Source organism: Psychromonas arctica DSM 14288 (assembly GCF_000482725.1).
Taxonomy (GTDB): domain Bacteria; phylum Pseudomonadota; class Gammaproteobacteria; order Enterobacterales; family Psychromonadaceae; genus Psychromonas; species Psychromonas arctica.
The window spans coordinates 33203-56626 of sequence record NZ_AXWP01000041.1; the positions used below are offsets into that span (position 1 = coordinate 33203).

19 protein-coding genes are annotated in these 23424 nt (G+C 38.2%); 11 read left to right on the forward strand and 8 right to left on the reverse strand.

Translation table 11 applies throughout. The features are described 5' to 3' along the window. The first annotated feature begins 28 nt into the window (after positions 1–28). On the forward strand, positions 29–742 hold the full coding sequence (locus H592_RS0106700) for a DNA/RNA non-specific endonuclease (RefSeq protein ID WP_028868091.1): 714 nt from the start codon (positions 29–31) through the stop codon (positions 740–742). A 108-nt stretch (positions 743–850) separates the two neighbouring features. Here H592_RS0106700 and H592_RS0106705 read toward each other — a convergent pair whose 3' ends face one another. Then, positions 851–2572, reverse strand: a complete 1722-nt coding sequence (locus tag H592_RS0106705) for an SWIM zinc finger family protein (RefSeq protein WP_028868092.1) — start codon at positions 2570–2572, stop codon at positions 851–853. Positions 2573–3219: 647 nt separating this feature from the next. Beyond that, positions 3220–3480, reverse strand: a complete 261-nt coding sequence (locus tag H592_RS24385; protein WP_342665416.1) for a nucleoside/nucleotide kinase family protein — start codon at positions 3478–3480, stop codon at positions 3220–3222. 619 nt (positions 3481–4099) lie between these two features. Between H592_RS24385 and H592_RS0106720 the strand changes: the two genes are divergently transcribed. The 7 genes from H592_RS0106720 (at position 4100) to H592_RS21680 (ending at position 11850) form a co-directional block, all read left to right on the forward strand. Next, positions 4100–4996, forward strand: coding sequence for an AraC family transcriptional regulator (locus H592_RS0106720; RefSeq protein ID WP_211235633.1), 897 nt, complete (start codon positions 4100–4102; stop codon positions 4994–4996). A gap of 149 nt (positions 4997–5145) precedes the next feature. Continuing rightward, a complete protein-coding gene (locus tag H592_RS0106725) occupies positions 5146–7239 on the forward strand; it encodes a TonB-dependent siderophore receptor (protein WP_028868095.1) in 2094 nt (697 codons plus the stop codon). A 30-nt stretch (positions 7240–7269) separates the two neighbouring features. After that, the gene (locus H592_RS21675) at positions 7270–8049 is read left to right on the forward strand and encodes a siderophore ferric iron reductase (protein WP_051369051.1); all 780 of its coding nucleotides are present in this window, start codon (positions 7270–7272) and stop codon (positions 8047–8049) included. Between the two features lie 16 nt (positions 8050–8065). Then, positions 8066–8887 carry an ABC transporter ATP-binding protein gene (locus tag H592_RS0106735; protein ID WP_037071190.1) on the forward strand — a complete coding sequence of 274 codons (822 nt, stop codon included), beginning with the start codon at positions 8066–8068 and terminating at the stop codon, positions 8885–8887. Further along, positions 8884–9882, forward strand: coding sequence for a FecCD family ABC transporter permease (locus H592_RS0106740; protein ID WP_028868097.1), 999 nt, complete (start codon positions 8884–8886; stop codon positions 9880–9882). Before H592_RS0106735 ends, H592_RS0106740 begins: the two co-directional genes overlap by 4 nt. Continuing rightward, on the forward strand, positions 9882–10916 hold the full coding sequence (locus H592_RS0106745) for a FecCD family ABC transporter permease (RefSeq protein WP_028868098.1): 1035 nt from the start codon (positions 9882–9884) through the stop codon (positions 10914–10916). The genes H592_RS0106740 and H592_RS0106745 overlap by 1 nt, the downstream gene beginning before the upstream one ends. Positions 10917–10929: 13 nt before the next feature. Continuing rightward, positions 10930–11850, forward strand: coding sequence for an ABC transporter substrate-binding protein (locus H592_RS21680; RefSeq protein ID WP_051369052.1), 921 nt, complete (start codon positions 10930–10932; stop codon positions 11848–11850). A 485-nt stretch (positions 11851–12335) separates the two neighbouring features. On the opposite strand, the gene H592_RS0106755 is transcribed toward H592_RS21680, so the two are convergent. The 4 genes from H592_RS0106755 to H592_RS0106770 all read right to left on the reverse strand — a co-directional run bounded on the left by H592_RS0106755 (position 12336) and on the right by H592_RS0106770 (position 16349). Then, positions 12336–13187 carry an ABC transporter permease gene (locus tag H592_RS0106755; RefSeq protein ID WP_051369053.1) on the reverse strand — a complete coding sequence of 284 codons (852 nt, stop codon included), beginning with the start codon at positions 13185–13187 and terminating at the stop codon, positions 12336–12338. Then, the gene (locus tag H592_RS0106760) at positions 13184–14020 is read right to left on the reverse strand and encodes an ABC transporter permease (RefSeq protein ID WP_156916080.1); all 837 of its coding nucleotides are present in this window, start codon (positions 14018–14020) and stop codon (positions 13184–13186) included. The genes H592_RS0106755 and H592_RS0106760 overlap by 4 nt, the downstream gene beginning before the upstream one ends. A gap of 84 nt (positions 14021–14104) precedes the next feature. After that, on the reverse strand, positions 14105–15253 hold the full coding sequence (locus H592_RS0106765; protein ID WP_028868101.1) for an extracellular solute-binding protein: 1149 nt from the start codon (positions 15251–15253) through the stop codon (positions 14105–14107). A 31-nt stretch (positions 15254–15284) separates the two neighbouring features. Next, positions 15285–16349, reverse strand: a complete 1065-nt coding sequence (locus H592_RS0106770; protein WP_037071177.1) for an ABC transporter ATP-binding protein — start codon at positions 16347–16349, stop codon at positions 15285–15287. Positions 16350–16522: 173 nt separating this feature from the next. Here H592_RS0106770 and H592_RS0106775 point away from each other — a divergent pair, with 173 nt between their 5' ends. From H592_RS0106775 to H592_RS0106785, 3 genes are read left to right on the forward strand one after another with little or no spacing between them, the layout of a single operon-like run. Continuing rightward, positions 16523–17305: an MBL fold metallo-hydrolase gene (locus H592_RS0106775; RefSeq protein WP_028868103.1), complete on the forward strand. Its 783-nt coding sequence runs from the start codon at positions 16523–16525 to the stop codon at positions 17303–17305. Between the two features lie 10 nt (positions 17306–17315). Next, the gene (locus tag H592_RS0106780; RefSeq protein ID WP_028868104.1) at positions 17316–18356 is read left to right on the forward strand and encodes a LacI family DNA-binding transcriptional regulator; all 1041 of its coding nucleotides are present in this window, start codon (positions 17316–17318) and stop codon (positions 18354–18356) included. A gap of 4 nt (positions 18357–18360) precedes the next feature. Further along, positions 18361–19113, forward strand: a complete 753-nt coding sequence (locus H592_RS0106785) for an inositol monophosphatase family protein (RefSeq protein ID WP_028868105.1) — start codon at positions 18361–18363, stop codon at positions 19111–19113. 308 nt (positions 19114–19421) lie between these two features. Here the strand turns inward: H592_RS0106785 and H592_RS0106790 are convergent, their stop codons facing one another. Then, positions 19422–20174 (reverse strand): class I SAM-dependent methyltransferase, encoded by a 753-nt coding sequence (locus tag H592_RS0106790; RefSeq protein WP_028868106.1) that lies wholly within the window; start codon positions 20172–20174, stop codon positions 19422–19424. Further along, positions 20174–23368 carry an ABC transporter substrate binding protein gene (locus H592_RS0106795; RefSeq protein ID WP_028868107.1) on the reverse strand — a complete coding sequence of 1065 codons (3195 nt, stop codon included), beginning with the start codon at positions 23366–23368 and terminating at the stop codon, positions 20174–20176. Before H592_RS0106795 ends, H592_RS0106790 begins: the two co-directional genes overlap by 1 nt. Positions 23369–23424 lie beyond the last annotated feature (56 nt).

The following is a 23424-nucleotide window of genomic DNA, read 5'->3' on the forward strand; positions in this document are numbered from 1 at the left end:
TGATGCGATCGACATAAAGGAAGTTATTATGGATATTCCAAACTCTATTCACCAATCTAGATATGGCATGCCCGCCGCTGATCAAATATTAGTAAATCGACATTACATCATTGGATATTCATATTATTTTAGGCAAGCAAAATGGGCGCTTGAAATCATCAGCCCTAATAACCCAAGTATCACACGTGTCGATAATTTTCGTCCTGACTTTCGAATTCCGACAATATTCCGCACCGATCTCATTGACTATCGAGGGTCTGGTTATGACCGGGGACACCTCGTTGCAAGTATGAATCAAAAGGACGATGAGCTGCAAAACAGTGAGACTTTCCTATTATCAAATATGTCTCCACAGGTACAACAATTCAATAGAGGGATTTGGAAAAACTTAGAGTCAGATGTACGAAGGCTTAATGAAAAAGCAAAAATTTTTGAAACCTATGTCATTTGTGGCCCCATTTTCTATTTCGACCAACCCGTTCAAAGTATCGGGACCAATGACGACAACAATGTATCGATTCCTATCCCCAATGCTTATTTTAAATCAGTATTAGTTGAAACCAATCGAGGGAGTTTAAATATGTGGTCATTCATAATACCAAACATAGCAACAGATCAACCAACAGACACTTTCAGAGTGCCAACTAGTAAAGTTGAACAATACACTGGCATCAAACTATGGAGTGAGTTGCAAGGACGCAATATTGAAAGGGAAAAGGAAAGAGTACGTAAGATGTGGTAACGATTTATCTCAGCAAAAGGCAGTAGAAACATCCTCGTTGTTTTAAAGACTCGGATTTTCCGATTTTTGCATCTTGAATAATAAAGAGTATAGCGATTTAAGGAAAAGTTAAAAGCAATCAGAAAAGTGCTCTTTGAATAGTTTCTGCATATTACGTTTTTGTTTATAGGATTGAGCGACTTGTTTCACCATCTGATTAAAGGTCTTCAGCTCTGCATTATTTGCTATTAACATTCGCTTTAATTTTAGCAACAAATCCGTGGCTTCTTGATAAGCAGAATTATTAGTTTGCTTAATAATTGAGCCGACAACACGTTGGTATAGACTAATACAATCATTCGGATGTGACGCAATCATTAAATTGGCAATTGTAAGCAGACTATTTGTATTAGCTTGATGTGCTAATGCCCAAGTCCGAGCTTTTTCTACCTCGTTCCTATCTATATAGAAATCTAACAGCGCATCAGCATTCGCCGTGAAACCAGAGCCCATTTCAACATAACAATCTGCAAGTATTTGCTCTACTTTATCAACAAACTGCACATCGATCACACCAGTTTGGTGCTGTAGCTCTTCTAAATTTTTATACCTTATAAAACTGGGCTGACAGCTAAATAACTGCCACGCTAATTGCCATGCTTTTTCATATTCAGCTAATGCAACCCGTACCTTAACCTCGTAGGCTTGGCATTCCCCTTTTTCGCTGGGTGTTTGCACTACCTTATAAGCTTGCTGCAACCAGTACTTTGCCTTTAACGCCTCACTATTATCTAAACAGACATCAGCAATGGCTAAATAATCAGAGAGTCTTATCGCCGTTATTTTCATAAGTTGACATTGCAATTCCCAATCACCAGTATGCTTTGCATCATCGATGAGTGGTGCGGTTAATCGTTGAAGCGACCACCTATGCTCCCAGTCATTAAGATCACCCAATGGTGCTTTCTGTTTAGCCATATTCAGGCATTGTGCTAAAAAAATCTGTTTAACCTCAGGGCTTAAGTCGAAATCTTTAGGCACGCTTGGGAACACATCATATTTATATTCCTCAGTATGGCTAAATATCCACAGCGCTTTCTTTTCATCAGACCAAGGCAGTTGATTAAACAGTGTGACTAACCGTTGATTAAGCTCATCCTCGATATAAAAACGAAAGCCACCTGAGTCATCAATCCGCTCTAACACTTTATTTAAGCGTTGATTAGCCTTCAAGGTTAGTTTCCATTGTTCGGTTACTGTTACTTTATCAATCAACTTAAAAATAATCGTAAACTTCTCATCTGCATGAGTAAAATATTCACTTACTTTATTCCACTCCCACATCTCTTTTGCAGGTAATGCTTTGGTAATCAATTTACTTAGCTCGCTTGCTGTTACATTATTTTCTTCACTACGCATAATTAATTGCCACTTATCTAGTTCATTGATTGAGTCATCAATATAAGTCATTAGGATATCAATGAGTTCATCAACGGGCTTCTGCTTAAACCAGTTTTTCAATTGACTTTGCTTAGCCTCATCATTAACGTGCTCTTTCTCTTGCGGATTTTCAACCAACAAAGCAACGGCAACCGCATGTTTACAAATATCTTGGTATGCACTAGCAGGACAAGTACAGCGAACCTGTAGCGTTTTGCCCTGGATTGAATCGCCTTTTTGTAGAGAGGTATAATAGTCGTCACTTCCTGAGACAATGGCAGTCGCACTATTTTCAGTTACCGATAAACGACTGACCTTACCAGAAGCATACAATATTTGCCCTAATTGATAAGAACGACTGTTAGTGCGCTGTTTTATTTCACTGAGTTCAAACTGTAGTGATACAAACATGATGGGTTAACCTTGGTATTATCAGGTGAAATGTAAAAGCAAATTTATGTAACTATCTAGCGATGAAATTGAATGTACTTTCAATTTAATTTATGTGCTTGACAGAATAAATATTAACAGATGATTTAAAAGATCGACACTAGTGAATATTCGAAGTTATCTTTTCATTTATTATTAATGTCCAAATAATTGATCTGTATATTTATCTCCATTACATAAGTAAGCGCGGCTAACGCAACGAGACATACAATTATAATAAGGGTTATCAGCAAGCGACACTTGCGATTGTCGATATTAGATCATAACAAAAAAATCACCTCCGAACCTATAAAACAGCATAACTAAAAGATTATTTCACTATTAATAACAATTACTTAAATAGTCAACAACACCTATAATAAATAGGAAAATGGCCTTGAATCGATTTATGATTCAATTTGAAGACCGTTTAAAAGGTGTTATTTAAAGCAGATGGTTACAGGAGCTAGTAATCTTAGATCAAACGAGAACTAGTCCACCTAAATACAACCTAGTTTTAACGATTTCCCCCCCGAAATAACAATATCAATTAGATCTTTTATTAGTTGGTGATTTTCTGCTGTAGAACGCCATGTTTTTCTGACGTACCAATCTCTATAATAAGAATATCAAACCACTTGAAGATTTTTATCGGCTGTTTCTAAACAATTATTTTGTGTTATTTCGTCGCCGTACCACTGACCTTCACCACCTTTAGCTTTTATCCTGTTTTTTATAGTTTCAGCACCAGCTTTAACAAAGACAATTACTTCTGGGAGAAGAATCTTTTCGGCAATGTTAAGCGTATCAAAGATACTTTTGACGATATCTTCACCAACCATAATGGCCTGGTATGCCAAGGTTGAAAAGAGATACCTGTCTAGTATCAGCTCTCAAGACTTTAATGTATTCGTTACTCTTCAAAAAATTAAACCCTGCTAGTAAATCGATAATATGGCGGTCTATTTCTCAGAATAAGCTAACTGATACAATGTCAGCCCAGCAACGAAATGATTTTATTGTTAAAGAAATTGCGCTTATGCTCAGCGATTATCCACCGCAAACCAAGCAACCTTAGCTCAGGAAAGTTAAAACAATCTCCTATCAAATTTTTTAGGCAGTATTGCAAGTTACTGTAACAACAATACAGCCCCTCCAAATTTCTTGACCAAAGGTTTTAGGGCTTAAGGTTCAATAAGTAATAGCAACTTTCTCCCACTTATCCGTTTAAATAAGACATTAAGTTTCCTATAACATCATTTCTATTCATCATTTGGTTTAATCAACGATTTAAAAATAAGTTAACCGTTAATATTGCAATTAGTAGTAATTATCATTACCATTTGTTTTTTTGTAAAAGAACGACAATTGATAAAATTAAAGACGGCATCGATCAACACGACACTTAGCAGAAATAACTAACAAGTATTTCGCTGCAGATTGAACACAATTTAAATGCCAAAGATCAGCAGTCTCAATCAGTCAATGAATAAACAGTGAGTGGACGTTTTGGTAGATAATACGCATTTCACAAGAATAGAGCGCATTCTTGACTATATACATAATAATATCGACTCTCCTTTAAGCGTTGAATCTCTCGCTAAAAAAAGTTGTTGGTCTCGCTGGCAGCTACAACGTATTTTCCTTCAAGAAACAAATCAAACCGTCGCACAATATGTACGAGAGATAAAGTTAAGTCGCGCAGCTGAACAACTTCTTTTAAATACCAATAGAATTATGGATATTGCCTTAAATTGTGGGTTTAACTCTGAAATAAGCTTCAACCGATCATTTAAACAACTTTTCCAGTGCAGCCCAAGTGCCTATAGAAAACGTGGTCAGCACATCGGATTAAAAACACCTTTAATATCGTCAATGCCTAATCATCAGGCTTATGAAGTCAAAAAAAGATTATTACAAATACGCTTTGATTACCAAGCTGACTTTTACTTCTATGGTGTTAGCGGTCTAATCCAAGGAATTTTTGCTAAGCAACCTAATTATAGCAAGACAATACCGCTTATTTGGCAAAAAATGGTCGACACAACCGGCATTAAGCCACCTTTTAAGAAACCAGTGATGGGTGTGATTGATACAAGAGAAAACCAAGATCATGCATCAAGCACTTATTGGGCAGGGTATAAAGTAAACAACAAAGAAACCAGCAATTTAGCGTCTGAACATTTATTACATGTCCCAGCACAAACCTATGCGGTCATTCCACATACAGGTTTAGTTAAACACCTGGATTTAACGATACAGTGGTTTCTTTCTACTTGGTTACCTCAATCAGACTATCAATCAGTTGAAGGCTTTGACTTGGAAATTTATCAAGAAGGTTTTGATATTCACAGTAACGAATCAACCATGGAATGCTTTATTCCTATTCAACTTAAACCTTGTTAAGCACCGCTTATTTTTATAAAAACCACTTTATTGAAATAAATATCAATCATGCCCCAAATTGTTAAGTTTATTGTTAAGTAGTGCTTTAGAATCAAAACATGATAATGATTCCCATTTAGAAATGGATTTATGAACAACTTGAGGTACTCATGAACAAGCAACATACACGGTCAATTCTTGCACTTTCAGTCGCGGCAGCGCTTGCAGCACCCTATACTGCAATGGCAGATGAAGCAGACAAACAAGGAACCTATTTTGATACCATGACAGTCATGGGAAAAACTTATCGAAACACTGCAACAAAAACAGTATTAGAACCAGAAGAAACGCCGCAGGCGATAAATATAATTGATAATGAGCAGTTAGAAATCCGTAGTGTTAAAACATTAGGGGAAACCTTAAAGTACACACCAGGCATCACCTCAAATAATTATGGTTCAGAAGCCACTTTCCTAGATGTATTTAATATTCGTGGCTTTAATGTTAGCCAAAGTTATTATAATGGTGTCTCACTTCAAACCTTATCGGGCTGGAACTTACAACCACAAATTGATCCGATTGCACTTCAACAGGTAGAAATATTTAAAGGGCCAACCTCTGTTTTATACGGCGCAATGCCTCCTGGAGGAATGGTCAATTTAATCGGTAAAGCACCACAAGCGGAAAATAATACAACCATTGGAGCTTCTATCGGCACTGATGATTTAAAAGAATTTTCAATTGATTCTGCAGGACAAATTGGTGACAGTGATTTTAACTATCGTTTTGTAGGGTTAACCCGCCAGTACGATACACAAACATCACTTTCAGGCAATGAACGTTATGTTATTGCTCCTTCTATTGATTGGAATATCAGTGATAAAACGCTATTAAATGTAAACCTTTATTATCAGAAAGATCCTCAGGTAGGTAATAACACGGCGATGCCAGAGTCAATACTGGTCAATAATGATAGTGATTATTCTGTCGGAGATAAAAATTGGAATGATACAGAGCGTGAATTTTTATTAGCAGGTTATAAATTCCAACATGAATTTGAGAACCAAATAACCTTCATGCAAAATTTTCGTTACATGAAAGGAGAGTTTGAACAAAAAAACTCATACACCTACAGTTATGATGCCACAACAGGTGATTTAGGCAGAGCCTTATATTCAACTCAAGAAACTTCTGAAGGCTTTGTATTTGATAACCAACTTTCTGCTAACGTAACAACCGGCGATGTTGACCACAACCTCTTAATTGGAGCTGATTTTCAAAAACTAGATGGCGATGCTGAATATGCAACACATGGTGTATCAACCTTCAACACATTTACACCAAACAATAATATGATTGATGCCAGCAAACTCACAAAAACAGTCTATTCCGACGATGATATTCACAGTAAACAAGTGGGGATATATGCACAAGATCAACTGCAATGGGGTAGCTTGATTGTTATCGCTGGTTTACGCTTTGATCAATATAATGCCGATGGGACATCCTACGGAACAACCTATAAAACCGATGAATCAAATCTATCCTACCGTGTAGGTGCATTATATGAGCTTGATAACGGTATTTCGCCTTTTGTTAGTTATGCGACTAGCTTTGAACCATTAAATACCTCTGGTTACGAACCTGAAACAGGCGAACAAATTGAACTTGGCTTGAAATACATGTCCTATGACGAATCTATTTCCGGTTCCGTTGCATTGTTTAATATTGTGAAATCAAATGTTGTTACCGTAGATCCTACAACTGTGGGTTCAGGTTCATACAGCTATGTCCAAATAGGCGAAGTCACCTCACAAGGTGTGGAGCTTGATACTAAATTCCAGTTAACAGACTCATTCGATCTTGCAGTAAATTACACCTACTTAGATGTTGAAGTGACTAAAGATACTTTATATGAAGGCACAACCCCGCTTTATAACCCAGAACACTCTGCAAGTTTATGGGCCAACTACCAAACAGATCAAGGTCTGCTTCGTGGCAGTCGGTTAAGCGCAGGTGTTCGTTATGTCGGTGAAATGCAAAAAAATACAGCCAATACCCAAGGCATGGTACCAGACTACACTATTGTAGACTTATCAGTTGGTTATGAACTAGGCAACGTCTCATCTTCATTAGATGGGGCAACGGCAAATGTGATTGTTAGTAACTTATTTGATACTGATTCATATGCTTGTTATGACCAAGATAACTGTTGGAATAACGCAGATCGCAGTGTTGAGCTAAAAGTAAATTATAGCTTTTAATGCAGTGGGCGGTGCAAGCCGCCCTTTACCATGATAATTGAAAAGACAAGCACAATTAAAAATACACATACAACCAAAAATGCAGATGCCCTTACTTCCATGTTAGATTTATGCAGACAGGTAATCCCCTACCTAAATGGAAAATTTGAAGCTCCTCAGCAACAGCAAATACTCAAAAATAATAATGAATGGCTTACCGGACAAGCGCAAGATTACCAAACTATTCAAGCGCTAAAAGCTGATTTACAAAAGCAAAACCCAGATGCAGGCAGTGCTTATTATCAAGCTCGACTATGGCATCTACTTTGTTGGCAACCTATCTATATCACTTTCATTAGTGTTTATGGTTTAAAACAACTGCCTGATTTTACTGGCTTCAAACAACAACGCCAACATAATGCAATTATCGGTTTTGTTTTTCAAAGTAATAACGTCAGCACAGGCGAAATAGATCAATTAATCACACAGGCAGCAAAGCAATTAAAACCACTCATTGAACACTATCGAATACAGTTAAATTCATTACAACGCTGCCCGTCTGGTTATGCAGGACGTTTTATCGCCGACTCAATAATGAGCAACTTACTTAGGGTCCGCGAGTTCGATGCAGACTTCAATGATCAAACCATACTAAACCATGCAAAACGATGGCTTAATGCTTTCGCACTGCCAGAGAAACTAGTTAACTCTTTACAAACCAATACAGAGAAACCTATTAAACTAATTAGGACAAGCTGCTGCCTTGCGGACAGGATTAATGAAAAACTTTGTGCCGATTGCCCTAAAGCTAACAAACTTAGATTCAAATAATAAGATACCTAAACGAATGACAATTAATAAAAAAATATCACATTCCACTTTAACCGCTAAAAATTTAGTCGTTGGTTACACTACCCCTGTTGTAAAAGGTATCGACCTTGAAATACAACCGGGCAAAATGAACATTTTAATTGGCTCAAATGGTTGTGGGAAATCAACTCTCTTAAAATGTTTAGCCCGTGTCCTCATCCCAATCAGTGGTGAAGTTTTACTTAACCATCAGAATATTCATTCTCAGCCAGCCAAACAAGTCGCTAAAATAATGGCCTTATTGCCACAAGGACCTATTGCACCGGAAGGTTTATCGGTTAAAGAACTGGTTGCTCAAGGTCGATACCCACATCAAAGCTTTTTAAAACAATGGAGCATTGAGGACGAAGCCGCAGTGATGCAGGCAATGCAACAAGCAAATATTACTGAGTTGGCAGATAGTGCGATCGCCGAGTTATCAGGCGGACAAAGGCAACGTTGCTGGATTGCGATGGTACTTGCTCAGCAGACGGACATTATTTTACTCGATGAACCGACCACCTATCTCGACCTAAAAGTACAAGTAGACCTATTGGAGCTATTAACTGAGATGGCCCACCAGCATCAACGGACATTAGTCATTGTTTTACACGAATTAAACATTGCAGCCGCATATGCAGACCATTTAATTATGATGAAAGAAGGCAAAATTTATACGCAAGGGACAGCGCAAGATGTGTTTAATGCTGAAAATCTAGCCAGTGTATTTGGTTTAAATACAAAGGTTATAACTGATTTAGAATCGAATACGTTAATTTGTATACCTATAAAAAAACGTGGTCATAAGGAAAGCTTATGAAGCGCCAGCAATGGTTAGGAGCGACAGGTATATCGCTGATGTGTTTACTACTTATTGTGGCGTTAGTCATTCACTTATCAATTGGTACTAAAGTCATCTTTATTTCTGATATTTTGCACTCTTTCTACACATACAATGAAGATAACTTTGACCATTTGATCATACAAGAATTACGCCTGCCACGCGCGATGATCGCTATTTGCGTCGGAGCCTGTTTAGCGGTTGCAGGCGCTTTAATGCAAGGTGTCACGCGCAATCCACTCGCGGATCCAAGTTTGTTAGGCATGATGACGGGAGGCGCTTTAGCGGTAGTTTATTGGTCTACCTTTGTCACTAATGCATCATTAATATGGTTACCTGTTGTAGCAGCCGTTGGTGCACTCATTAGTGCGATCATTGTTTGGAATATTGCCGCTCGAACTCATAGCGGTATTACGCCACTTAGCCTGATTTTATCAGGGGCCGCATTTACGGCTTTTTCGGGTGCTTTACTTGCCATCCACCATCTATTAGATGAACAAACCTTTGAAGAAATGAGAACGTGGTTAGTTGGTTCATTATTAGCCAGTAATATTGAGACACTATATTGGTGCATTCCCTGGATAGTAGTCGGTTTAATCGGGGCAATCGTCTTAGCTCCTAGTGTGACGGCCTTATCCATGGGCGAAGAGATCGCAACGGGTTTAGGTATCAACGTCCGCCGCCGTAAATGGCAACTTCTAGTGTGTATCGTCATCTTAACTTCAGCGGCTATCGCTCTCGCGGGCCCCTTGGGGTTTATCGGTTTAGTGATCCCGCACGTAGTGCGTTTTATAGTGGGTGCGGATTATCGGTGGATCATTCCCTACTCAATACTACTTGGTGCAGTTTATTTGTTATCTATTGATAGCCTTGCAAGATGGTTAATACAACCACAAGAGATCGCAACAGGTTTGATTACTATATTAATGGGTGCGCCTTTGTTTATTTGGTTAGTCAAAGTGAAGGTACGCTAATGACCATGTCAATTCGATTATGTAAACAAAAAATATCATTTCAAGTAACTAAAATCGCAGCAATCTACACAACCTGTTTATTACTCGCTTTAATTGCTGTTTTTATGTTTAGCCTGATAAGTGGCAGTTACCAACTTTCCTTAGTAGACAGCTTTTTCAGTCTAATACAACAACAGCCATGGATCAGCGACTCACAGGCTACGTTGATTATTTGGGAGTTTCGCTTACCCAGAAGTTTAGTGGCGATTTTTAGCGGTGCTTTGTTTGCCCTGTCAGGCACATTATTACAAAATATGACGCGGAACCCCTTGGCTGATCCAAGTCTAGTAGGCATTAGCCAAGGAGCAGCATTGGCCGTGGTAACGCTAACTATTTTGTTCCCTGATTATATTGATGGCTGGCGAGAAATATCAGCTTTTATAGGTGCGATTGCAGTTGCAGGTATTATCCAATTATTACGCGGCAAAGGTAACTCACTAAAGTTTATTTTATTAGGGGTAGGAGTCGCTGCTTTCATCAGTGCGCTTATTTCTACTCTATTAACATACGGAAAATTACAATCTGCCATGTCGGCACTCTCATGGTTAGCAGGCAGCACCAATACAAGCAACTGGCATGATGTAAACGCTTTAGGCTTGGCTTGTATTGTTTTAATGCTACTAGCGATAAGCCAAGCCAGAACAATGATAGTGATTAGTTTAGGTGATGAGGTCGCTGTTGGTTTAGGTGTTAATTTAAGGAAAACCATGTTGTTACAGCTTGCTACCTCCGTAGCTGCAGCTGCGATTGCAACTGCGATTGTAGGACCGCTGGGCTTTATCGGTTTATTAGCCCCACATTTGGCAAGAAAAATCCCCCACAACGGTCCGGCCAACCACTTACTATTGAGCACATTGGTAGGGGCAATATTAGTATTATCAGCCGATATTATAGGCAGAACTCTTTTTGCTCCGACACAGATAGCCGCAGGTTTGGTGACCTCATTAGTTGGTGCCCCCTTATTTGCTTATTTATTAATAAAAAAACAATTTTAAAAAAGGAATAGATATGAAATGGATAATTGGCTTAATGAGTTTATGCTTTAGCCTCTCAGTGCTAGCTTTTCCAACCACTCTAGCGCATAAATACGGCACCATCGAGATCGACAGACAACCAAGTCGCGTTGTGATTGTTGGTCATCTTGACCAAGATGATGTTTTATCTTTTGCTGTCAAACCATTAGCAATACGTGATTGGTATGGCAACCAACCCTTTGCGGTTTGGCCTTGGGCACAAACCTTATTAGGCGACAGCAACCCCGTCATATTGGATGCTAGAATACTCGATTACGAAGCTATTGCCGCATTAAAACCAGATATCATTATCGGTGTATCTTCGGCAATGAATGAAAAAGAATATTTAAAATTAAATGCAATTGCTCCCACTTTAGCACCACCAGCTGGATATGAGGATTGGACAATTCCATGGAATATCAGGCATTTAATAATAGGTAAAGCATTGGGGTATCAAGCACTTGCAGAACAACATATTCAATCTTTACAACAAAAATTAACACAAGCCAAAAGCGCTCATCCCGAATTTAAAAATAAAACCGCTAGCGTTGCATTTTATTACAATAAACAACCCGGCGCGTATGCAACTAAAGACTTACGTTCTGGTTTTTTAATGGATCTAGGTTTTGTTATTCCTCCTGAAATTGATCAAATAGCAGGAGATGCTTTTTATGCGTCATTCAGTGAAGAGCGTTTGGATATTTTAGATAATGATATTGTAGTGTGGTTGGCTTCCCAAGAAACCATTGAAAGTGCAAGTACCAGTGTTTTTCGTAAACGTCTGCCCTTTTATAAAAATAAAAAAGAATACTTTACCGGTGACCTAGTTGGCGGTGCTTTTTCATTCTTTAGTTACTTATCGATTCAATATTTATTAGATGAAATGCTGCCAGAGATGTCCAAAATAACCAAATAAGGAACAAACTCTAATGTCATGACAGTTAGAATTAGATGCAACTTAATTCAGAACGTATGCGTTCTAAATTAAATGCATCAGCAACAATAGCTTGAAGAAAGGGCTACGATTTTTGAACACTACCAAAAGCAATCAGAAAAATACTCTTTGAATAGTTTCAGCATATTAGGTTTTTGTTTATACATTTGGCCAGTTTTCGCAACCGTCTGATTAAAAGTCTCAGCTCAGTATTATTTGCAGTTAAGGTTCGTTTTAATTTGAGCAGTAAATCCGTGGTTTCTTGGCAAGCGGAATGATTGGTTTGTTCAATGAACGAGCCGACAACACGTTGATATAGAACAATACAATCATTGTTCAGCCATAACAGCCGATAATTTTAGACCAGAAGTTTAAATAAAAAAGTCTTTGAACCGTATCCGGACTTCGCCCCCCTACTTAAGTAGGGGCTTGTTGGGTTTTATTTTCAAAAACAACAAATAAAACGGCTATTTACCAAGTTTGGAAAGCATTTCAGGTTTCATGAATTTATGAATAATTACCATAAATAAAATAGAAGGAGCAAGTAAAATCAATGCGGTAATAGATGCAATTTGATAATTCCCCTCCATGCTCGCGGTATACAGTAAAAGTGGCAAAGTATTAATGTTTGGAGAGCCTACAAAAAAGGTCCCTGTAAACTCATCTAATGACTCCAAGAATACAAAAATACAGCTGGCAACAAGTCCAGGAGCAGCCTGAGGCAAAACAATATGAAAAAATGTATAGATAGGTCCTGCACCTAAATTACGAGAGGCGCGTTCCAACATTGGATCTGTGGAGCTAAATGCAGCCACACTGATCCAAATAGAAAACATCAAACCATGCACACTGTGCACTAAAACCACTCCTAGCAACGTACCATTTAGGCCGAAGTCATAAAAAAGTCGAGCAATATTCATATACACGGTCAGGTTTGGAAAAGCCTGTGGGATCAAAAAAAGTAACATCCAAAACACACGAAATGGCATACTATTTTTAGAAAGTGCGTACCCTGCTGGCACAGAAACTAACAGGCAAACAACCACTGTTAATATTGCAATTAACAGGCTAGTCAGCAATGAACCAGATACATCACTGTAAGGATTGAACACTTGTAGCCAGTATTTAACCCCCCATTGCGAAGGTAGCGAGTTTGGAAAATACCAACTTTCTGTTACTGTCCAAATGAGTAGGTTTACAATAGGACCGAACATCGCCAAAGCGAGCAGTAATATGAACAGACTTTGTAACCAAAAACTGAAACGTACACTGTAGATACTAATTCCACTAAAATAATACTGTTTTTGTGTAGCAATCATGAAATAGCTCCTTTGTCTTTCAAATTCTGGCGTAAGTAAAAGTAAGCCAATCCACCACATATACAGTACGAAACTAGGCCAAGTGCATTTGCAACATGATAATCGCCATAAGAATTAACTCGAAATGCCATATCGGCAGTCATCATCGTAGGCGTACCTGTACCTATCATTAGTGGAACTGAAAGCACTGACATAATAGTTACCGTCGATAACACCATAGCAATCCCTATACTTGCAGTAATTTGAGGTAATATTATTTGAACTAAAACTCGAAACCTAGATGCACCTAAATTACGTGCGGCTTGGATTTGAGAGTCGTCTAAAGCGGCCATTGCGCCAGATATTAATAACGTAGAAAATGCCATTTGTTTCCAAACAAATGTAATAATGATCCCTCCCCAACCTAGAAAAGAGATTGTTTCCATAGGAGTTAACAATCCAGATTCGATAAATGCATTATTCATTAATCCATTCTTTGCCAAAAATGTACGCATCATTTGTGCCGTTACAATAAAAGGAATAAACAACGGTAAACGATAAAGAAAAGCCAGTAAGCCCACTAAAGAACGAAAAGGCGATAAAGTGATAAGTGCTGCAATAGTCACTGATAAACTTGCTAAAATAGACACTGAAACGAATACAATAAAAATAGTAAATAACATGTCTTTTGAATATAGATCAAAAGCTTTATACAAATGTGTCAATGTGAAACCTCCACCATCTAATGTAACGGCGGAATAAAGTGAGAAGCAAAGTGGATATAAAAAGAAGATGCCAACCATCAAAGCGGCAGGAGCGACTAACCAAAGATTGTGTGATTGCATTTGACGCATATTTTGTCCCGGTAACGTTCATAAGTTTAAATAGCTCTGAGTGATAAACTTCAGAGCATTAATCAAGTAACAGCACTCTAAGGCTTAGTTAGATACTTTTCGTTCGTAACCTTCTTTTATGTCATCAAAATAAGGTCCAATTGGAAAGCTTTTTCCATACTTTGCTAAGTCATTTGGTGTAATTTCAGCAAAAAGTTTTTCCCATGTTGCATTGTCTAACTTGTTTTTAACATGCTCAGCATCAATACCTGGATACCAGTTAAAGCGTTTCACAATACCTTCAGCCTGTATTTCAGGACTAGTTGCTAACTCAATGAATTCACGTGCAAGTTTTGGATGTGATGCTTTTGTTGGCGTAACATAATACATAGGCTGCCCTGGCATACCGGGTGCTATCAAAGACAGTTTCAATGAAGGAGGGATTTTACCTTGTGCTTTCCAGCTGTAGAACATATCAACCCATACAGGCCCCATGAATATTTCCCCACGATTCAGCATATCTAATGTCCCAGCATTACCTGGCGTAAAGGTAATGTTTTTATTAAACTCTTTAAGGTTTGCAAAAGCACTATCCCACGATCCCGCAATTTCTTTTTCATAGGGAGCCGTTGATAACTTGTCAGCATTGCTACCATAGGCGTAAATCCAGCCAGTAACAAAACTCACGCCAGACATACCATTTTTAATCCCGTTGTAACCAAAGGCTTTAGGATTTTTTTGCGTCCATGTTATTAATTCATCGTAAGATTTTGGTGGATTGGAAACAAATTCACTGTTATATGCAATCGCTGTTTGGCTATGAAACATAGGCATAACATAACCATCCACATTGACACCAAGTGCATTTTTAGCACTGTCTCGCGTAGCCAGATTACCAGTACTAATGTCTGCTCTATACTTTGAAAGCAGGCCATCCTTCACCAGCTCCCCACCTATTTTTTGGTGGACAACAGCAACATCAATATCCCAAGTAGCAAGCCCACTACTATTTTGTGCTGAAAGTTTCTCCATGATCTTATGAGAGCCTGCATCTCCTGGTCCAGTTCCAACGACCTTTACTTTCACACCAGGGTGCATCGCCTCAAATTTTGGAGCTAAATAAGACTTAACGTAATCCACCATATGTTGGTTACCTGCAGAAACCACATTCAAAGTAGTTTGTGCATTTGCAAAACTTGAAAATTGGGTAAGACCAATAGTGGCAATTGCTACCAGTTTAGTTTTATGAAACATAATTCATCCTTATTAATTTGATAGAAATGGTTTAGTTTTTTTCGAGTACTGAACTTTTTACGTCTGCTGCGTATATATGCAGTGCTTCGGGTAATATATGTAGAGTCACGGGAGTTTTCCCAGGCAGGTGCTTATAATGTTCTGCCTGTATTATGTGCTTCCCGCTGCGCACACTAATTCTGTAGCTATTGCCAAAAAAAACACTTTGCTCGACAGTGCCATTAATGATTAACCCCTCATTTTGTTGCTGATTTAACTCATTATTAATAGTTGCTTGCAATGATATTGAAACGTTTTCACTGCGAAAATATATACTCAGATCATCGGGAGGCAGGTTGATATTTAAACTAAAACCAGGGTCCTGAATTGGCCATACAATGTGATTATCTGCCCCCATAAAATCAGCAACAAAAGCCGTACTTGGATGATGGTAAATCTCTTCCGGCGTACCAATTTGTTCAATTTGTCCTTTATTTAATACCGCAATACGATCAGCCATTACCAACGCTTCCTCTTGATCATGAGTCACGATCAGAGAGGTAAAACCAAGTTTCTTTTGTAATGCTTTAATTTCATGGCGCACACTCAACCTAACTTTGGCATCAAGGTTCGAAAGAGGCTCATCTAATACCAAGACATCGGGCCGAATAGCTAATGCTCGCGCTAATGCGACTCGCTGTCTTTGACCTCCTGATAGTGCAGTGACTTTTTCTGCTTCTAAACCAGCCAATTTCACTACATTCAACAATTCTGCAACTCGAGTTTCGATATCTGCACGTTTTACTTTTTTAACTTTTAGCCCGTATGCAACATTTTGTTCGACAGTCATATGAGGCCAAAGCGCATAACTTTGAAACACCATGGTGATATTCCTTTGCTCTGCGGGCAATTGAGAAATAACACGTTTATCTGAAAGTATTTCTCCATGACTCAAAGGAATAAAACCACATAACGCATTTAATAAGGTCGTTTTTCCACATCCAGAAGGACCAAGTAAAGCAATCATTTCCCCTTGCCTAACTTCTAAGTTGATATTATTCAAAATCAACTTTTTTCCATAACCTGCCTGTAGGTCTTTTATATGTAAATGCGTCATGCATTGCTCCAGTGTGATAAAAAGGTTATCGGAGGTTTTTAAATTTTTTCAAAAAATGAACACGTGTTCATAAATTTGTAAAAAAAATGTAACCTTTAACCGACATTATGGGGACCTACTTTGTCGGAACTTTATGACAATTCTATGAAACTAAAAAAAAATTATGAGGCAATATGAAAATTGATGTGATTGGTTGTGGTAGCGCGTTCTCAAAACACAGTAATACATCTTCAATTAGAATTATCGATTCGCAGGAAAATCAATGGCTCGTTGACTGTGGACCAACTGTACCTAGAGCTATTTGGCAACGAGATATTGGAGTAAACGAAATACAGGTTATTTATTTTACTCATATCCACCCTGATCATTGCTCAGGATTAGCGGCTTTAATAAACCAATGGAAAAGTTTTAAAAGAACTGAACCGTTAACCATTTTTTGCCAGACAGAACAAAAAGAACCGCTTGAAGCGTTAGTCGCATTATCAATTTGGCCAGAGAAAGTGATATGTTTCGAGATCCATTGGCAGGAAATCAGTGATTCTTTTGAGTGGAGACACTGGAAAATTGACACAGCTAATACGCAACATGAAATAAGCAACCGTGCGCTTCGTATTACAGCGGAGCAACAAACTTTATTTTTCAGTGGAGATGGTCGCCCCACTGTAGCAAGCAAAAAATTGATGAATAAGGCTGATATTGCATTTCAAGAATGTGCCTCTTTTACACCTTTACCACACAACTCTTCTCATGGTGATTTACCAGATTGTGAACGATTATTAGTAGAAACAGATGTAAAAATCTTAGGGCTCTACCACCTATTTGATGAAGTCATCCCAAAAGTCTCTGAGGTCGTTCAATGCATACCTAGGCTATTTTTAAGTAAAGATGGATTATTCATTGATTTAGAAGACGAAAATTACATTCAAAAAATACAAACTTCTACGCTCTTGCAGTAAGGATAAAATCGTGAAAAAGACTCAAAACAGTAGATCTGTGACAGCTGAAGACGTCGCTCAACTTGCAGGTGTTTCAAGAGCGGCCGTTTCTCGAACGTTCAGTAATAACGGTAGTGTTGCCCCAAAAACGAGAGTCAAAATAATACAAGCGGCCAGTGAACTTGGTTACCAAATAAATTTTTTAGCGCAGGGATTAAATCGAAAACGTAGTCAGTTAATTGGTGTAATCGTCGCGCGATTAAGTGATCCTTTTCGTAGTAGCTTATTAGAAGCACTACTAAGTGAAATTCAAAGAAAAGGATACCAGGCGCTAGTAACAGAAGTACAAGGTGCTGACGAATTAGAAATGACTATCCGCCGTTTTACACAATTTAGAGTCTCTGGCGTAATTGTAACATCAGGCCAACCCCCTGCAGATCTAGTAAAAGAATGTGTTCAACACAATATTCCAGTCGTTGGTATCAACCGTCATATGGACATTCCCAATGTCGATTTTGTCTGTTCTAACAATAACATGGCGGCATTACTCGTTTCAAAGCAATTCATAAATTCAGGCTGCACTTCTGTTGGTTGGCTGAATTATAAAGGCTCTACTTGGTCTGGCATAAACCGAGGAGACACATTTCGCCAGGTAATTATCAATAAAAATATTTTTAATGAATCAGACTTTCTCGAAATAATAACCGAACTAGATGGCTATGAAGGCGGAAGGCGAGCCGCACATGATTATTGTAAACAAATAAAAAAGGTTGATGGTATTTATTGCGCCAATGCCCAACTGGCTTGTGGATTTTTGGATGGTATGCGTGAAAATGGCTTTGATGCTCCCATTAATTTTCAGATTATTGGTTTCGACAATACCCTTCAAACATCACAATACAGTTATCGTTTAACAACTATCCACCAAGATGTGTCCACCACAGCACAACGGGTTCTAACTTGTCTAGAAACAAGAGGACAAAATCCTCATATCATTCAACGTTTCGAAGAAATACCCGTTAAATTAATCATTAGAAACACCTCTCCACATACAGATAATATAAGGACATAATAAAATGCAAGAGCAATACAAGATATTAGAAACAGCAATCAAAAAAGCCGGAAAATATGCACAAGAAATTCGTCGTTCAGGGATATCCGTGACAATAAAAGGCAAGCAAGATTTTGTTTCAGAAGCAGACTTAAGTATTGAAAGTGAGCTAAAAAAAATTATTAAAACCTTATTTCCTGGAGATGGATTTTTAGGAGAGGAAAGTGGCTTGACTAAAGGTGTCAATAAAGATGGCATTTGGGTGATAGATCCCATCGATGGAACAACTAACTACCTTCAAGGAATGGATTACTGGTGTATTTCTGTCGCTTATGTTGTAAAAGAAAAAATTGAAATTGGTTTCGTATATGCCCCTGATAGAAATGAGCTGTTCTTTGCTGAGCGAGGTAATGGATCTTATTTAAATGGCACTCCATTGATAATGAGAGAACCAGAAGAGGGACAAGCAATTATTGGTATAGGTCGCTCTAACCGCCGTCCTTTGTATGAATACTTGGAATTGCTCACTGATCTAGATACAAAAAATATTGAACACCGTCGTTTTGGTGCAGGTGCATTAATGCTTGCCCATGTTTCCTCTGGATTGGTCCATGGTTATTACGAATCTCATCTTAACAGTTGGGATGCTTTAGCCGGACTATTATTGATCGAGGAAGCAGGTGGAAAAACATCTGCTTTTCTGGAATGTGACGGTTTGTTGAACGGAAACCCAGTATGGGCGGCATGCCCACAGTTATGGCATAAGTTGAAAGAGTGACACTGTTAAGAGGAGACGGTAATAAATACTGTGTAACTACCCTTTAAAGTCAATAGACTGATTAGCGCCTAGTTACTTATTGTACGGGAGCGGGTTAAAATCAATGAAGACAGCGAAGAGGCAACGACCGCAAGCCGTTGATTTTTATTTCTTTTTCATTAGCGTCTGGTATAAAAAGGGTAGGAAATATCGTAGAATAACACAGCTTTCCAAACACCCGTTGTCGCTACAACCAACCTTATAGTTGTATTATGCCAATTTATGGTTGCAGCGACACCCGGGGCTTTGTAACCGATATGCCGTCGATACTAGCTACCAATTGCTTTTTTTACATAAACATCAAAACGGTTTTTCTTTGTCTTAATACTCATTGATGGTTTTTTATCATTTAAAAAAGGCGCGTAATCAGGTCGCTTCACCACCACTCTATATTTAGCTGCTGCTAAGGCAACGTCTAATAGATCATCGGCATCTAAATCAGCACCAACAACCCCCTGAAAAACTCGCATCTCTTTTTTAACTAATGCTGACTTTTTCTTATGCGGAAACATCGGGTCTAGGTACACGACATCAGCTTGATGTTGCTGTAAATACTCGTAGCCACTGGCATGGGTTAAGCGCATACGTTGTTGCATCCACTCTCCAATTTCAGCATCTAAATAAGCCCGCTCTAAGCCGTCTTCCAACAAAGCAGCAGCCACTGGCGAACGCTCTACCATATCCACATCACAGCCCAGTGAAGCAAGTACAAAGGCATCTCGTCCTAGCCCTGCTGTTGCATCTATCACATGTAATGTCACACCTGGTTTCATACCAATGGCTTTAGCAATAGACTGCCCTTTTCCGCCACCAAATTTCCTACGATGCGCCACAGCACCAGACGCGAAGTCAACAAAGACTAAGCCTTGTTTGTTATCATCCAACTGCTCAAGCGCTAAATATTCCGGCAACAATCGTAGTTGAAATAATTCACTTCGAAGTGCGGTAAATCCCCACTTCTCACGTAGCTTCTTTGCTTTAGGTGCAAGAATATTTTCATTACAGACTAATGCAATATCCATTAAAAACCATCCTCATACAATGACTCTGATAATAATACCATCATATCAATAGGCACAGGCTTACCTAAGTGGTACCCCTGTGCATAATCGACACCAATTTCATTTAATTTTTCGATAATCTCTTCACTCTCTACATATTCTGCAATGGTTTTTTTACCAAACAAATGACTCAATTCATGGATCGTTTTAACAATACCAAAATCCTGAGCATCATTTGCCATGTCTTTAACAAACACTCCATCTATTTTCAGGTAATCAACATTCAACCGTTTAAGATAACCGAATGACGATAAACCAGTACCAAAGTCATCTAATGCTAACTTACAACCTAATTTTTTTAATGAATTAATTAATTTAGCAGCATTACTAAAATTGCCTATGGCGACGGTTTCTGTGATTTCAAAACAAAGTTTTTCCAGCGGTAGTGATGAGTGACTTAGCAGACTCACAAGATCTTCAATAAACTTTGGATCACCGAGTGACTGACCAGATAAATTAATAGAACACATGTTTAATTTAAACACATGCTCAGGATGATTTTTTAACCAGTTAATGGTTTTAGTGATAATAATCATATCGATTTTATCAGCTAGGTTGTAACTCTCCGCAATCGGGATAAATTTTGCAGGCGGTGCAAGCTCACCATTTTCATCAATCATTCGAGTTAATATCTCATAATGTAGGTAATCATCACTACCATTAACAGGTTTGATCAACTGTGCATACAGACAAAATCGAGATTCATCTCGTAATGCATCTTGTACTTTATTGACCCACACCACCTCTTCACGGCGAAGCTCTTCCTGTTTATCTTCTTCGTAGATATGGATCCTATTTCGTCCAGATTGTTTTGCGGTATAACATGCGCTATCAACACAACTTAATGCATGTACACCACCACGACCAAGTTCTGTAAACTCAGCAAGCCCGATACTGACCCCCAATGAGAAATGATTGCCTTCCCATAAAAAATAATGTTTGCCGATTGCTGAGATTATCTTTTCTGCCGTTTTGTTAGCAATGTCAAGTTCGGTTTGAGGAAAAATAATAGCAAACTCATCGCCGCCTAATCGGGCAACCATTGCGTTAATAGGAACACTTTCAGTGAGAATAGTAGCAATTTGTCGTAATACTTCATCACCGGCATGATGTCCGCAGGTGTCGTTAATGATTTTGAATTTATCCATATCCAAATACATCAAACAACAAGGCGATTTATGCGAGTCTATTTTATCTAAGTTTTTGTCTAATTGACTTTCAAAAAATAATCGATTTTTTAATCCGGTTAAATAGTCATGTGATGCACGGTAATTTAACTCTTTAGACAGTTCACAGCGCTCAGTGATATTTTCACATACTAAAAAGTATTGATCATGATCATCGATTTTCCGTACGCGTTCATTGATCCAAACTTTACGGCCATTCTTTGTCGAATAAGATACTTCTCGAGATAACAACATGCCCTCTTGATCGACGCATTCTGCTAGATAATCTTTTAAATCGGTGAGGTTGACTAATTCTGAATACAGAGTGACCAGATTACGACCAATTAGTTCGCCATCATAATAACCTAACAAATTACAGCCAAATTTATTACAGGATAAAATTAACCCTTGAGCATTTAGCATTAACAACATAGAAGGGCTTTCATCTAATAGTAAGTTAGAACGCTTATTGGCTTTTTCAACCTCCTCTTCAACCGCTTTAATATCACTAATGTCCCTAGCTTCGACAATAATTGAGGTTGTTTCGTTGCCCTGTAATGCTGCATTTTTTACCGGTTGAATGAATACATCAAACGCATGCTTCAATTTATTTTTGTCAATTAAAGCACATTCAAAACGCGCTGTTTTACCAACCCTTGCTTGTCCCATGGCAGACTTTAATTTCTTCTTACTCTTGGCATCATTTTGCCACCAAGGAGTGTCCCATAATATACGCCCAGCCACTTCCCCTTCTTGCATTTGTACAAAGTCTAAAGCGGTTTGATTGACCATTTTAATTTCACCAACCAAATCAAGCATAAAAATAAAATCGTAAGAGATATTAAAGATATTGATGACGCGATCGTGTTTATTTTCAACTAAAGCAGTATCCTGTACCAACCTTGAATATTTACGCCAGCCCCAAAAGAATAAACAAAGAAAACTAAGGACAATAAGTAAGAGGGTTAATAAACTACAATCTGTTTTATACTTATCCTCTTTTTTATTAATAACACGGTAGCCAATCGGGATATCACTTTCGTGCAAGCCCCAACGTAACAATTCTGGATATTGAATAATATACTTATTACTCAAACTAACTTCGACGGGTAAATCTTCTATCTTAGCACCAAGTGTTATCTGTAAGACTTTATCTGCAGCTGCTTGCCCTTGTGCGAAACCACTGGTGACGACACCTCCAATGACTCCTTCCATCAAATCATGTTGATTAATAACAAATAATGGCACTCTTGCAGTCGCTGTTATTGCTTTTAAAATTTCAGTGCGGTTAACAAAAAAACCGCCTTTATCACGGGAAAAATCATCAAATATAATCACTGAATCCTTAGCAACTTTGTTAATTTTATTTAATAAGGATGCCTCACTCTCGTTGTTCAGTATGTTCAATGTAGGTTTTAATCGTAGTGATAATTGCTGAATAGCTTGTTCAGAGATTTGTCGGGTAAGCGGACGACCAGTAATAATGTAGATATTCGTTGTTAACGGAAATAATTGTGTAGATAAGCGCATTGTCTCAAAAATATTTTCTGACTCTACAATCGCAGATATTTTATGTGTAAAGGCGGGGAGTGACGTGTCGCTACTTTTAATACCAGTAAAAACAATGGGCGTGTTAACAAATAACCTTTCACCATATTGTTGTACTAGTTTTAATGCATTTTCGCCACTGACGATAATGGCATCAAAATATCGAGTATCGAACTTTCTAGATAAAAAATCGACATGCTCTATTAGTGCCCGCTCTCCCATGGCTTGGTTGCTATCAAGATATGAGACATACAAAGAAATATTGCTATCTTTAAATTTATCTTCAATACCCTTTTGAATTTCACGGGTTTGTTCATTGCCTTGATAACCTGAATGTAGGACTAAAACTTCATCAGAAATCGCATTGTTAGCATAAACACATGCGCATAACAAAACGCCCAAAAACGTGATTTTATCAAGGATAGCTTTAAAGAACGTCAATATAATTTCCAAATCAAATTAGATGCTTATTGAATGTATTATTTTACTTAAACACC

Coding starts and splice junctions, on each gene's coding strand:
- H592_RS0106755 (WP_051369053.1), bottom strand. CDS start 13,187: ATGATTGCTACACAAAAACAGTATTATTTTAGTGGAATTAGTATCTAC.
- H592_RS0106735 (WP_037071190.1), top strand. CDS start 8,066: ATGACAATTAATAAAAAAATATCACATTCCACTTTAACCGCTAAAAAT.
- H592_RS0106790 (WP_028868106.1), bottom strand. CDS start 20,174: ATGGATATTGCATTAGTCTGTAATGAAAATATTCTTGCACCTAAAGCA.
- H592_RS0106785 (WP_028868105.1), top strand. CDS start 18,361: ATGCAAGAGCAATACAAGATATTAGAAACAGCAATCAAAAAAGCCGGA.
- H592_RS0106745 (WP_028868098.1), top strand. CDS start 9,882: ATGACCATGTCAATTCGATTATGTAAACAAAAAATATCATTTCAAGTA.
- H592_RS0106775 (WP_028868103.1), top strand. CDS start 16,523: ATGAAAATTGATGTGATTGGTTGTGGTAGCGCGTTCTCAAAACACAGT.
- H592_RS0106770 (WP_037071177.1), bottom strand. CDS start 16,349: ATGACGCATTTACATATAAAAGACCTACAGGCAGGTTATGGAAAAAAG.
- H592_RS0106740 (WP_028868097.1), top strand. CDS start 8,884: ATGAAGCGCCAGCAATGGTTAGGAGCGACAGGTATATCGCTGATGTGT.
- H592_RS0106705 (WP_028868092.1), bottom strand. CDS start 2,572: ATGTTTGTATCACTACAGTTTGAACTCAGTGAAATAAAACAGCGCACT.
- H592_RS0106700 (WP_028868091.1), top strand. CDS start 29: ATGGATATTCCAAACTCTATTCACCAATCTAGATATGGCATGCCCGCC.
- H592_RS21680 (WP_051369052.1), top strand. CDS start 10,930: ATGAAATGGATAATTGGCTTAATGAGTTTATGCTTTAGCCTCTCAGTG.
- H592_RS21675 (WP_051369051.1), top strand. CDS start 7,270: ATGATAATTGAAAAGACAAGCACAATTAAAAATACACATACAACCAAA.
- H592_RS0106760 (WP_156916080.1), bottom strand. CDS start 14,020: ATGCGTCAAATGCAATCACACAATCTTTGGTTAGTCGCTCCTGCCGCT.
- H592_RS0106725 (WP_028868095.1), top strand. CDS start 5,146: ATGAACAAGCAACATACACGGTCAATTCTTGCACTTTCAGTCGCGGCA.
- H592_RS0106765 (WP_028868101.1), bottom strand. CDS start 15,253: ATGTTTCATAAAACTAAACTGGTAGCAATTGCCACTATTGGTCTTACC.